The following is a 12155-nucleotide window of genomic DNA, read 5'->3' as shown; positions in this document are numbered from 1 at the left end:
CAAATGTGGGAGTGGGCTTGCTCGCGAAAGCAATGAGTCAGTCAGCACATCAGTCGCTGACAGACTGCATTCGCGAGCAAGCCCGCTCCCACATGGATGACCTCATTCCAGTGCTGGAATCGAGTCAACTCATAAGAAATGTAGCCTGAGGAGATCCCCATGAACGCTGCCCTGGACGTTCTGCAATCCACCCATCAGCACATCAACCGCGACCGCTTGTGGCAATCCCTGATGGACCTGGCCAAGCTCGGCGCAACGCCCAAGGGCGGCGTATGCCGCCTGGCCCTCACCGACCTTGATCGCAAGGCTCGCGATCTGTTCGTGCAGTGGTGTGAGGAGGCCGGTTGCACCGTGACCGTCGACGGCATCGGCAACATCTTCGCGCGCCGCCCGGGACGCAATCCCAACCTGCCACCGGTGATGACCGGCAGCCATATCGATACTCAGCCCACGGGCGGTAAATTCGATGGGTGCTTCGGCGTGTTGGCAGGTGTCGAGGTGCTGCGCACCCTCAACGACCTCAACGTCGAAACCGAGGCGCCGCCGGAAGTGGTGGTGTGGACCAACGAGGAAGGCTCGCGCTTCCCGCCGTGCATGATGGGCTCGGGCGTATTCGCCGAGAAATTCACCCTGGCCGATACCCTGGCCAAAGTCGACGTGGACGGAGTCAGCGTGGGCGATGCATTGAATGCGATTGGCTATGCGGGCACGCGGCCGGAGAGCGGGCACAAGGTCGGCGCCTATTTCGAGGCCCATATCGAACAAGGCCCGATTCTTGAGGATGAGAAGAAAACCATCGGCGTGGTGTTGGGGGCCTTGGGGCAGAAGTGGTTCGACCTCAAACTGCGCGGCGTTGAAGCCCATGCGGGGCCGACGCCGATGCACCTGCGCAAGGATGCTCTGGTGGGCGCGGCAGCAGTGGTGGCTGCCGTGAATGCGGCGGCGTTGGGGCATCAGCCGCATGCGTGCGGCACCGTGGGTTGTTTGCAGGCCTATCCTGGCTCGCGCAATGTGATCCCGGGTGAAGTGCGCATGACCCTGGACTTTCGTCATCTGGAACCGACGCGGCTGGATTCGATGATTGCCGAGGTGCGCAAGGTGATTGACGACACCTGCGCCAAGCACGGCTTGAGTTTTGAAATGGAACCCACCGCCGACTTCCCGCCGCTGTATTTCGACAAAGGCTGCGTGGACGCTGTGCGTGACGCGGCGAATGGGTTGGGGCTGTCGAACATGGACATCGTCAGCGGGGCAGGGCACGACGCGATCTTCGTCGCCGAACTCGGCCCGGCCGGGATGATCTTTGTGCCCTGTGAAGGCGGCATCAGCCACAACGAAATCGAGAACGCCGCACCGGATGACCTGGCGGCAGGGTGTGCGGTGTTGTTAAGGGCAATGGTGGCTGCTTCGGCGGCAATCGCCAGCGGCAAACGGGCAGCCTGAAATGCCGTAAGTAAATGTGGGAGGGGGCTTGCTCCCGATAGCGGAGTATCAGCTACAGATAAGCTGACTGACCCATCGCCATCGGGAGCAAGCCCCCTCCCACAATTGATCGCTTTGTCCTGTCGAATATTGATCAAAATGTGGGAGCAGGCTTGCCCAATGATCGCCAGCGGCAAACGGGCTGCCTGAAATGCCGTAGGAAAATGTGGGAGGGGGCTTGCTCCCGATAGCGGAGTATCAGCTACGGCTGAGCTAACTGACCCACCGCCATCGGGAGCAAGCCCCCTCCCACAATTGATCGCCTTGTCCTGTCGAATATTGATCAAGATGTGGGAGCAGGCTTGCCCAATGATCGCCAGCGGCAAACGGTCTGCCTGAAATGCCGTAGGAAAATGTGGGAGGGGGCTTGCTCCCGATAGGGGCGACTCGGTCTCGACCTATACCCAAATCGCATCCCACAACGGATAGTCGCCAATCTTCTTCACTAATCCCGCCCGCAATGGATTGGCCACCACATACCTGGCCATTTTCACCAAGTCGTCTTCCTTGCGTAGCGCCCGGTCATGGAAGCTTTCCTGCCAAATCCGTCCTTTGCGCCCAGTGACGCCGTTAACGTTTCGCGTGCTTTTAGACTTCACCTGACACATCAGGTCCGCCAGCGAGCCTTTTTGCAGTTCCAGCAGCCAATGGAAATGGTCCGGCATGATTACCCATGCCAGGGAGTTTGCCAGCCCTTGGTGCTGGGCGACCCGCAATTGCCAGACAACCAAGCGACCGAGGTGGAAGTCGCTGAATATCGGTGTGCGTTCGTGAGTGTTGGTGGTGATCAGGTAGGTACGGTTTGGTTCGCTGAATCGACCGATGCGCAAACGGTGTGAAGCGGGTAGTTCAGGCATTCCTTGGCCTCTCTCAGGGGGTGTGTTGAGAGGCTAGATCTGGTGTTGCGAGGATGGTCGACAGGTTTTTGGCAGGATGTGTCTCAGAGGTCGCTAACGGGAGCAAGCCCCCTCCCACAGGGGGCAGCGGTGTTCATACATTGTGTGTCTAACGCAGTGTTGATGTGGGAGGGAGCAAGTCCCTCCCACATTTATCAGGCGCCGGGTTGCCAGCCGCCGCCAAGTGCCGTCACCAACCCTACACTCGCCTGCAGTTGCCGGGTCTGCACCGCCTGCAACGTCCTCTGTGCCTGCAACGCCGCCGTCTGCGCCGTCACCACATCCAGGTAACTTACCGCTCCCGCCTGATAGCTGTTCATCGCCAGTGACTGCGTGTGCTGCGCCGCATCCGCCGCCGCTTGTTCATCTTGCGCTTCCTGCTGCAAGTCGCGCAGTTGCGCGAGGTTATCTTCCACCTCGCGCACGGCTTTCAGTACATGGCTGCGGTACTGCGCCGAAGCCTCTTCAAACTCGGCCTTGGCCTGACGCTCATTGGCACTCAAGCGTCCACCGTCAAAGATCGGCAAATTAACCAGCGGCCCCAGCGCCCAATAACGATTACCGGCGGACAGCAGATTGCCAACCCCTTGTGTCTGGCCGCCAATCAATCCGGTCAAACTGAAATCCGGATACCACGCGGCTTTCGCCACGCCGATATTCGCGTTGGCTGCGAACACCCGGCGTTCCGCCGCGGCAATGTCCGGACGACGTTGCAGCAGGTGGCTCGGCAGTTGAGAGGGAATCCCCGGCAACGCGATCAATTGCTGACTCGCCGGCAACGTGAAGTCGCTGGCTGCGACACCCACCAGTTCACCAATCGCATGCTCGGTCAGGTTGCGCTGGCCGCGCACCTCGTCCAGTTGCGCCTTGGCTTCGGCCAGTTGATTTTGCGCGCGGGTCAGGTCCAGCTCCGAGGCAATCTGGCCCTCATAACGACTACGCGTCAGTTGCAACGCCTGGCTGAAATCATCCAGCGAGCTGTTCAGAATCCGGCTCTGCGCATCCAGCCCATTGAGTTGCACATACAGCGTCGCCAATTGATGCTGCAGGCTCAGGCGCGCCACCGCCAGGTCATCCCCGGAGGCTTGCGCCTGGGCATCACCCGCCGCGACCTGGTTGCGGATTTTGCCCCACAGGTCCAGGTCATAGCTCAACGAAAAGCCCGCCGTATTGCTGTTGTAGACCGACGGCTGCGTATCACCTCGCAGCGGCCGCGAATCCGATTGACGCTGGCGCAACGGCTGCGCGCTGGCGGTAATCTGCGGGAATAACCCGGCATGTAACTGGCTGGCATAGGCCTGGGACGCATCGAAGTGCGCCAGCGCTGCCGCCAGGTCCGGGTTGGCCTTGAGCAGTTGTTGTTGCAGGTCGTTGAGGCGCGAATCGTTGTAGAGCTTCCACCATTCGGGCGCCAGTTGGTCGGACGGTTGCGCACTGTGCCACGGGCCATCGCTGGTCTGTTCGCGGTAGTCGGCCGGGAGGTCGACCGATGGCACTGTGTAAGTGGGCGCCAGCGAGCAACCCTGCAAGGCCAGCAGCACTAACGCCGCGAGGGGTTTAAGCCTTGGGCGCATGCGCACCTCCGGCGTCGGCCAACTGCACGGGGTCGCCTTCGCGCAGGGCGTCGGGCGGGTTATCGACGACGCGGTCGGCGGGTTTCAGGCCTTGGTCGATTACCAGGCGCTCGCCGAGGTCCAGGCCGATGTGGATGTCTTGCAAGTGCACATGATTCTGCGCATCCAGCACCGCGACCTGGGTGCCCTGGGCGCGGAAGATCAGGGCGCTGGCCGGGATGCTCACGCCATGGGTGTCCGCGGGAATCGGCAAGGTGGCTTCGGCGTAATCGCCGGGCAGCAATTCGCCGTTGGGGTTGTCGGCCACGAACTGGGCGAGCAAGGTGCCGGAGCGGCGGTCGATGGCGGTGGAGTCGCCGATCAGGTGCGCCTTGAAGTGCTCGCCGGGGTGCTCGGGCACGGTCAGTTCGGCTTCGAGGCCGGGGTGGATGACCGCCGCGTAGTTCTGCGGCACCGGCACGTAGAGGCGCAACTGGTGAGTGTCGGCGATGTTGAACAGCTCGGGATCACTGTCGGTGTCGGCCTTGATCAACTGGCCAATATCGGTGTTGCGCGCGGTGATGGTACCGGCGAACGGTGCGCGAATGGTCTTGTAGCTTTCCAGGGCCGACAGCCGCGCATAGTCGGCACCCGCCGCCTCGGCGTTGGCCTTGGCTGCGGCGGCGTTGGAGGTTTTTTCATCGGCCTCCTGACGCGACACCGAGTGGCTGGCCAACAGGTTTTGCCAGCGCGTGGCGGTGGTTTCGGCCAGGCGTGCATTGGCCTGTTCCTGCACCAGGCGGGCGTGAGTTTGCGCCAGTTGCTGGTCGAGGTCCGGGCTGTCGATTTCGGCGAGGACTTGCCCGGCTTTGACTTGGGTACCGATGTCGGCTTTCCAGTCTTTCAAGTAGCCGCTGACCCGCGCGTGAATCGGCGCCTTGCTCCAGGCCTCGAGGTGTGCGGGCAGGCGCAAGGTGTCACCGGCCACGTTCTGTTTCGGTTGGAACACCATCACTTGCGGGATGGCGGCGGTTTCGGTCCAGGCGGTGACCGACTGTTCGTGCATCGTACGGGCGTGCAGGCCGTTGGCGACCAACAGGGCGGCCAGTGTCAGGCCGCCGACACCCATGAGCATCAGACGCTTGCGCGAGGGTTTGTGATCAGACGACATGTGGGGTTTCTCCAGCAGCTGCGCGAGTAGGGTGACGACCGTGGACCAGGCTGAAGACCACGGGAACAAACAACAAAGTGGCGACGGTGGCGAAGATCAAGCCACCGATAACGGCACGGCCAAGCGGGGCGTTCTGCTCCTCGGAAATCGCCAGCGGCAGCATGCCGATGATCATCGCCAGGGCGGTCATGCACACCGGCCGGAAGCGCGTGTAACCGGCCTCCATGGCGGCCTTCAGTGCATCGCCATGTTCGGCTAGGCGTTCACGGCAGAAGCTCACCACCAGGATCGAGTTGGCGGTGGCCACGCCCATGCACAGGATGGCGCCGGTGAGGGCGGGCACCGACAGCGAGGTACCGCTGAGAAACAGCATCCACACGATCCCCGCCAACGCTGCGGGCAGCGCGGTGATGATCACAAACGGGTCGGCCCACGACTGGAAGTTGACCACGATCAGCAGGTAGATCAGCACCACGGCGCCGAGCAGGCCGAAGCTCAAACCACTGAAGGCTTCATGCAGCGCATCGATCTGCCCATGCAGGCTGATCACCGCGCCTTTGGGGCGCATGGAAGCGGTGTCATCCAGCACTTTTTGCACGTCGCGGGCCACGCCGCCGAGGTCGCGGCCTTGCACGTTGGCGTACAGGTCCAGGGTCGGTTCGATGTTGTAGTGGGTCACCACCGCCGGGCTTTGCACGCGGGAGATGGTAGCCACGCCGCCGAGGATTTGTGATTGGCCATCGGCGCCGGTCACCGGCAAGGCTTCCAGTGACGGCAGGCTGTCGAGACGGTATTGCGGGGTGGCGGCCACGATCGAGTACGACACGCCGTTGGCCGGGTTGAGCCAAAAGGTCGGCGCGGTTTGCGAGCTGCCGGCGAGGGAGGCGACCATGCTGTTGGTCACGTCACGCTCGGTGATGCCCAGGCCATTGGCGCGCATGCGGTCGACGTTAACTTGTAGCGACGGGTAGCCGGTGGACTGCTGGATGCGCAGGTCGGCAATGCCCGGCACGTGTTGCAGGCGACGTTCAAGTTCCACGGCGTAGGCGCGGTTTTCTTCATCGCTGCGCCCGGAGATTTTCACGTCGAGTGGGGCAGGTGCACCGAAGTTGAGGATCTGGCTGCTGATATCCGCAGGCAGGAATGCGAAGTGGCTGCCGGGGAAACTTTCCGGCAAGGCTTCACGCAGCTTTTTTACGTAGTCGGCAGTCGGTGCGTGGTCCTTTTTCAGGGTGACCTGAATGTCGCCATCCTGCGGGCCGATGGTGCCGCTGCTGCTGTAGGCCATGTCGATGCCGCTGAGCGGAATGCCGATGTTGTCGACGATGGTGTCCAGTTCTTCGGCCGGGATCACTTCGCGAATCCGCGCTTCAATCCGGTCGAAGGCCGCGGCGCTTTCCTCAATACGTGTGCCCAGCGGCAAGCGTACGTGGAGGGCGAGGGCGCCGGCGTCGGTGGCCGGGAAGAAGTCCTGGCCCAGGCTCGGTAGCAGCAGGAACGACGCCAGCACGCAGGCCAGGAAACCGACGATAAAGCGCTTGCGGGCGCCCAAGGCCAGCGTCAATAGACCGAGGTAGGTATCGCGGATATTCGAGAAGTGCCGCTCGAACCCTTGCTGGAAATTCAGCACCGATTGCAGCGCGCGATTGCGGGGTTTCTTGTGTTGCTCACCCTCGTGGTGGTTGATGAATTGATCTTCCGGGTGATGCCCAGCGCCTTGCTCAGGCGTATGCGGCTTGAGCAGAAACATCGCCAGGGTCGGCACCAGGGTGCGCGAAAGGATGAACGAGCTGGCCATGGCAAAGATCACCGCGAGTGCCATCGGCCGGAACAAGTAACCGGCGATGCCTTGCAGCAGGAACATCGGCACAAACACGATGCAGATGCACAGCAGCGAGACGAATGCCGGGCCGACAATTTGCGCGGCGCCGTCGAGGATCGCGGTCTTCACCGCCTTGCCTTGCTCCAGGTGCCAGTTGATGTTTTCGATGGTCACTGTGGCGTCGTCCACCAGAATCCCCACCGCCAACGCCAGCCCGCCTAGGGTCATCACGTTGAGGGTTTGCCCGGTGACGGCCAGCAGCGCGATGGCCGACAGCACCGCGAGGGGAATCGACGCGGCGATGATCAGCGTCGAGCGCCAGCTGCCGAGAAAGAGCAGGATCATCGCACTGGTCAGCAGCGCGGCGATGATGCCTTCCTGAGCCACGCTGCCTACCGACTGCTTAACGAACACCGAGGCGTCACCCAACAGCGAAGTTTTCAGCGACGGCGGCAGGGTTTCGTTGATACGCGGCAGCATCTGGCGGATGCCGTCGATGATCGACAGGGTCGAGATGCTGCCGTTTTTCAAGGCCGGCATGAGTACTGCGCGGTGACCGTCGACGCGCACGATGTTGGTCTGTGGCGGCGAGCCGTCACGCACGTGGGCCACTTGGCCAATGGTGATGATGGCGCCGTCGACGGTCTTGATCGGCAGGTCGTTCAGCTCGTCAATCGCTTTGGGGCTGTTGTTGAGCAGGATCGTGTATTCGTTGGGGCCGAGTTTGGCGGTGCCCACCGGGATGATTTGGTTCTGCAATGCCAGGGCGTTACCCACGTCCTGCGCCGACAAGCCTTTTGCGGCCAGAGCCTGGGGGTCGAGGTCGAGGGTGATCTGGCGTTGCTTGCCGCCCATTGGCGTGGGCATGGCCAGGCCGGGCAGGGCACTCAAGGGCAGGCGGATATTGTTCTGCACCAGGTCGCGGATCTTGGCTTCCGAGAGGCTGGGGCTGGAGAACGCCATCTGCAGGATGGGCACCGTGGAGGCGCTGTAGTTGAGAATCAGCGGTGGCGTGATGCCCGGCGGCATCTGCTTGAGCACGGTTTGTGAAACCGCCGTCACTTGGGCGTTGGCGGTGCGGATATCCACGCCGGGCTGGAAGAAGATCTTCACGATGCCCATGCCGGGCAGCGATTGCGATTCGATGTGTTCGATGTCGTTAACGGTGGTGCTCAGGGAGCGTTCATAGGTGTAGATCACCCGACCGGCCATGGCGTCCGGTGACAGGCCGTTGTACTGCCAGACCACGGCGACCACAGGGATGCCGATGTCGGGGAAAACATCCGTAGGGGTTCTGAGGGCCGCCATCGGCCCGACGATGCAGATGAATATGGCCAACACGATAAACGTGTACGGCTTTTGCAGTGCGGTCTTTACCAGCCCGAGCATGCGTGAACCTCCGGAGAACAGGATTGCAAACCCCGGCAGTCTTGCCCGACCCACCTAACACGCACCTTTCAGCCAAGTGAAGGAACATTTAGTTAACGGCTGAAGATCGTTTCATATGTATTCATTTGTTCTACAAAGGGTGGGTCTCCAAGCTTGTCATCCATCGGACTCGACACTTTTCAGATCCGGACAACGTTGTTTTTTGGAGCCCTGCCATGTCATTTAAAACACTTAAACCCCTGCTGTTGATTCCCGCCCTCGGTGCTGTTTTGTTGTTGTCGGCCTGTGCCGGCCCGATGCCCAAGGCTGACCCGAGCGAAGCGTGGATTGGTTTGAAAGAAGAAGCACCGAACGACCTGATGGCTGAGCGCGTCGATGGCAAACGTGTGGATGACGGCCGCTACTTTGAAGTGACCCCGGGCGACCACCGTCTGGACGTGACGTTATTTGAAGAGGAGGCGGGCGACGACAACCAGCAAGACTGCCAGGGCCGGGTCGAGTACAAGAACTTCAAGGCAGGTGAGCACTACACCTTGGTGGAGTCGAGCCTGGGCACCACCGTACGTGCCGTCCTCAAGGACGGTCACGGCAAGGAAGTCGCGGCGACTCAAGACTTCAGTTGCATGCCTGGCTAAGCGTGGTGCACCGCCGCCTTGTGGGGCTTGGCCGGTGCAGCAGGGTTGACGTGGGGGTGATGATGCCGGCGAGTCACGCGCATCACGCCCCACAACATGGCGCTGGCCACCGCCAGCCAACCGCAGACCAACAGGAAAATCGTTGTTGCAAGGCTCATTCGGGCCTCCTTTCGCCCCACTGGGGGCACACACAGTCTTCTCAATGGACAGTCTAGCTAGCTGGCGGTTGCCTGCTATTGACCAATGGTCGAGTCCATCCAACTTGTTTGCTATATCCGCACCCCCTCTCTGTTACCTAAACGCGATTGGGCTATGATCAGGGCCCTCACCGGCCGTTGATCAAGAGAGTAAAAAATTGCGGTTACGTTCGAACGTTAAAACCTCTTTGCTCCTGGCATGCGCCTTCGGGCTTGCCGCCTGCTCCGGGCACCCGTCGAAACTGGCGGGCTTGCCGGAGCGTGTCGAACTCACCGGAGTGCCGGCCTTTCGCAGTGAGGCTTACCTGAGCGGTCCATCGGCTTTAGCCAGCATGCTGTCGCAACAAGGCATTGTCATGACACCCGGCTTGCTGGATAAACCGCTGCACTTGCCGAGCGGTGAAGCTGATCTTGAGCGCAACATGCAGGTACTCGCGCGCGAATACGGGCTGATGGTGTACCCGCTGGATACCAGGCTTACGGCGGTACTGGAACAGGTGGCCGCGGGTTACCCGGTGATGGCGCGGATCGACTCAAGCTTTTGGTCCGGCGCGCGGTACGTCGTGGTGGTGGGATTCAATCAGCAGAAGAGCACCGTGCTACTGCGCTCGGGCAAGGATCGACGTTTGTTGATGAGCTTCAGCGATTTTGAATCGGCGTGGAAGAGTGCCGGTCACTGGGGCATCCTGACCCAGCGTCCGAGCCAGTTGCCGGCAAATGTAGATGCGCAGCGCTGGCGAGAGGCTGCCAATGCTACGGCACAGGCCGGTCAGGAGCAGTCGGCGGCGCAGGCACTCAAGGTGCTGGCAGAAAGGAAGTAACGTACCCAAGGTTCAAAAATGTGCGAGCGCGCTTGCCCGCGATGCAGGCAACTCGGTTATCTGTTGCACCGCGTTGCAGCCATCGCAGGCAAGCCAGCTCCCACACAAGCCAGCTCCCCTCGTCGAACTGCGTGGTTCAACGACGTACTTCGGCAGCGTTCGGGCGATTCTTCAGGTTCTTGTCAGCCTTGTAGCGCAAGGCGACGTCCGGCACCGAACCGCTGCTGCCGGTCTCAACCCAATTGCGGATACGCGTGGCATCGGCGAAGTGGGTGAACTTGCCGAAAGCATCAAGGATTACCAACGACACCGGGCGGTTACCCATGCTGGTTACCAGTACCAGGCAGTGGCCGGCCTGGTTGGTGAAGCCGGTCTTGGTCAGTTTGATATCCCATTTGGCACGGTTGATCAGGTGGTCGGTGTTGGAGAAACCCAGGGTGTAGTTGGGTTTGCGGAATGACACGGTCTTTTCTTTGGTGGTGCTCAGTTGGCTGAGCAGCGGGTACTTGCGCGCGGCGGCCAACAGCTTGCTCAGGTCACGGGCGGTGGACACGTTGTGAATCGACAGGCCGGTAGGCTCGACGTAGTGAGTGCTGGTCATGCCCAGCGCCTTGGCTTTGGCGTTCATTGCGGCAATGAAGGCCGGATAGCCGCCAGGGTAGTGGTGCGCCAGGCTCGCAGCAGCACGGTTTTCCGAGGACATCAGGGCGATCAGCAGCATTTCCTTGCGGGGCATTTCGCTGCCGATTTTCACCCGGGAGAACACGCCTTTCATTTCCGGCGTGTCTTTGATGTTGATATCGATGTACTCATCCATGTTTTGCTTGGCTTCCAGCACGATCAGGCCGGTCATCAGCTTGCTCACGGAAGCAATGGGCACCACGACATCGGGGTTGCTGGAATAGATGACTTTGTTGGTCTGCAAGTCGACCAGCATGGCGCTGCCGGAAGCGATTTGCAGTTTGGAGGTATCACGCGGGGCCAAGGTGGTTTCGGCTGCGTGCGCGAAGGTGCCTGTAAATGCGAAAAATAGGCTGACAATAGAGAGACGAATTTTCACGCGGATGAACTCGCTAAAAAGTAAGGAAATACCGTTTGGGAACGGGTTTTATGACAAATGCCGTTACATTTTAGGAGTATGGATCAGAAACTGTCGAATGTTCTTCGAGAACCAGACGAAAGTGCTTAAAAACTAACAAAAAACGGGTTTTATGCGGGCATTAAAAAGCCCTGCTATAAGGCAGGGCTTTTTCAGTACGGCGGGTTATTAGCCGTGCAGCGTTTCTGCCGCATACAGCGTATTTTCCAGCAGGCACGCACGGGTCATCGGGCCGACACCCCCGGGTACTGGGGTGATCCAGCCCGCGCGGGGCAGGGCGGTTTCGTACACCACATCGCCTACCAGCTTGCCGTCTTCCTGGCGGTTGATGCCCACGTCGATAACGATGGCGCCTTCCTTGATCCACTCACCCTTGACCAGGCCCGGCTTGCCGGCGGCAACCACCACCAGATCGGCACGGCCGACGTGGCCGGCGAGGTCCTTGGTGAAGCGGTGGGTGACGGTCACGGTGCAGCCAGCCAGTAGCAGTTCCATGGCCATCGGGCGACCGACGATGTTGGACGCGCCGACCACCACGGCATCGAGGCCGTACAGATCGACACCGGTGCTTTCCAGCAGCGTCATGATGCCTTTCGGCGTGCAGGGGCGCAGCAGCGGGATACGCTGGGCCAGACGGCCGACGTTATAAGGGTGGAAGCCGTCGACGTCCTTGTCCGGGCGAATGCGCTCCAGCAGTTGGGAGGCGTCCAGATGCTCGGGCAGCGGCAGTTGGAGCAGGATGCCGTCAATGCTCGGGTTTTCGTTGAGGCTGTCGATCAGGTCGGTAAGGGCCTGCTGTGTGGTGTCTTCCGGCAAGTCGTAGGCTTTGGAAATAAAGCCGACTTCTTCACAGTCTTTACGCTTGTGCGAGACATAAACCTGAGAGGCAGGATCGCTGCCGACCAGGATCACCGCGAGGCCAGGCGTGCGCAGGCCTTGCTGGCTACGCTCGGTGACGCGTTTGGCGATCTGCTGGCGCAGGCTGGCGGCGATTGATTTGCCGTCGATAAGTTGTGCAGTCATTACGCGTGATTAACCATCGAGAGGGGGAAGAAAAGTGCGCGTATTCTCGCACGCCAGGACGTGAGGG

General features: G+C 60.9%; 10 protein-coding genes. 3 read left to right on the top strand and 7 right to left on the bottom strand.

The annotated features are described in order from the left end of the window. The first annotated feature begins 159 nt into the window (after window positions 1-159). Window positions 160-1443 carry a Zn-dependent hydrolase gene (locus A7J50_RS17920; RefSeq protein ID WP_064453015.1) on the top strand — a complete coding sequence of 428 codons (1284 nt, stop codon included), beginning with the start codon at window positions 160-162 and terminating at the stop codon, window positions 1441-1443. 437 nt (window positions 1444-1880) lie between these two features. Here A7J50_RS17920 and A7J50_RS17915 read toward each other — a convergent pair whose 3' ends face one another. The 4 genes from A7J50_RS17915 to A7J50_RS17900 all read right to left on the bottom strand — a co-directional run bounded on the left by A7J50_RS17915 (window position 1881) and on the right by A7J50_RS17900 (window position 8313). Further along, window positions 1881-2339 (bottom strand): REP-associated tyrosine transposase, encoded by a 459-nt coding sequence (locus A7J50_RS17915; protein ID WP_064453014.1) that lies wholly within the window; start codon window positions 2337-2339, stop codon window positions 1881-1883. 194 nt (window positions 2340-2533) lie between these two features. Continuing rightward, a complete protein-coding gene (locus tag A7J50_RS17910) occupies window positions 2534-3952 on the bottom strand; it encodes an efflux transporter outer membrane subunit (RefSeq protein ID WP_064453013.1) in 1419 nt (472 codons plus the stop codon). Beyond that, window positions 3936-5102: an efflux RND transporter periplasmic adaptor subunit gene (locus A7J50_RS17905; RefSeq protein WP_064453012.1), complete on the bottom strand. Its 1167-nt coding sequence runs from the start codon at window positions 5100-5102 to the stop codon at window positions 3936-3938. Before A7J50_RS17905 ends, A7J50_RS17910 begins: the two co-directional genes overlap by 17 nt. Continuing rightward, window positions 5092-8313, bottom strand: a complete 3222-nt coding sequence (locus tag A7J50_RS17900) for an efflux RND transporter permease subunit (protein ID WP_064453011.1) — start codon at window positions 8311-8313, stop codon at window positions 5092-5094. The genes A7J50_RS17905 and A7J50_RS17900 overlap by 11 nt, the downstream gene beginning before the upstream one ends. Before the next feature lie 215 nt (window positions 8314-8528). On the opposite strand from A7J50_RS17900, the gene A7J50_RS17895 reads away from it, so the two are divergent. Next, a complete protein-coding gene (locus A7J50_RS17895) occupies window positions 8529-8948 on the top strand; it encodes a hypothetical protein (RefSeq protein ID WP_064453010.1) in 420 nt (139 codons plus the stop codon). Here A7J50_RS17895 and A7J50_RS31680 read toward each other — a convergent pair. Next, a complete protein-coding gene (locus A7J50_RS31680) occupies window positions 8945-9106 on the bottom strand; it encodes a hypothetical protein (RefSeq protein WP_167353706.1) in 162 nt (53 codons plus the stop codon). The genes A7J50_RS17895 and A7J50_RS31680 overlap by 4 nt on opposite strands. 197 nt (window positions 9107-9303) lie before the next feature. On the opposite strand from A7J50_RS31680, the gene A7J50_RS17890 reads away from it, so the two are divergent. Further along, a complete protein-coding gene (locus A7J50_RS17890) occupies window positions 9304-9966 on the top strand; it encodes a peptidase C39 family protein (RefSeq protein WP_064453009.1) in 663 nt (220 codons plus the stop codon). 136 nt (window positions 9967-10102) lie between these two features. Here A7J50_RS17890 and pbpG read toward each other — a convergent pair whose 3' ends face one another. Together pbpG and folD are read right to left on the bottom strand one after the other, a co-directional pair. Further along, on the bottom strand, window positions 10103-11026 hold the full coding sequence (pbpG, locus tag A7J50_RS17885; RefSeq protein WP_064453008.1) for a D-alanyl-D-alanine endopeptidase: 924 nt from the start codon (window positions 11024-11026) through the stop codon (window positions 10103-10105). 207 nt (window positions 11027-11233) lie between these two features. After that, complete coding sequence (gene folD / locus A7J50_RS17880) at window positions 11234-12088, bottom strand: bifunctional methylenetetrahydrofolate dehydrogenase/methenyltetrahydrofolate cyclohydrolase FolD (RefSeq protein ID WP_064453007.1); 855 nt, start codon at window positions 12086-12088, stop codon at window positions 11234-11236. Between the last annotated feature and the right edge of the window lie 67 nt (window positions 12089-12155).

The sequence above is a fragment of the Pseudomonas antarctica genome (genome assembly GCF_001647715.1).
In the GTDB taxonomy this organism is placed as follows: domain Bacteria; phylum Pseudomonadota; class Gammaproteobacteria; order Pseudomonadales; family Pseudomonadaceae; genus Aquipseudomonas; species Aquipseudomonas antarctica_A.
The sequence above is the reverse complement of the archived record's forward strand: the minus strand, read 5'-3'. Positions and strand labels throughout refer to the sequence as shown.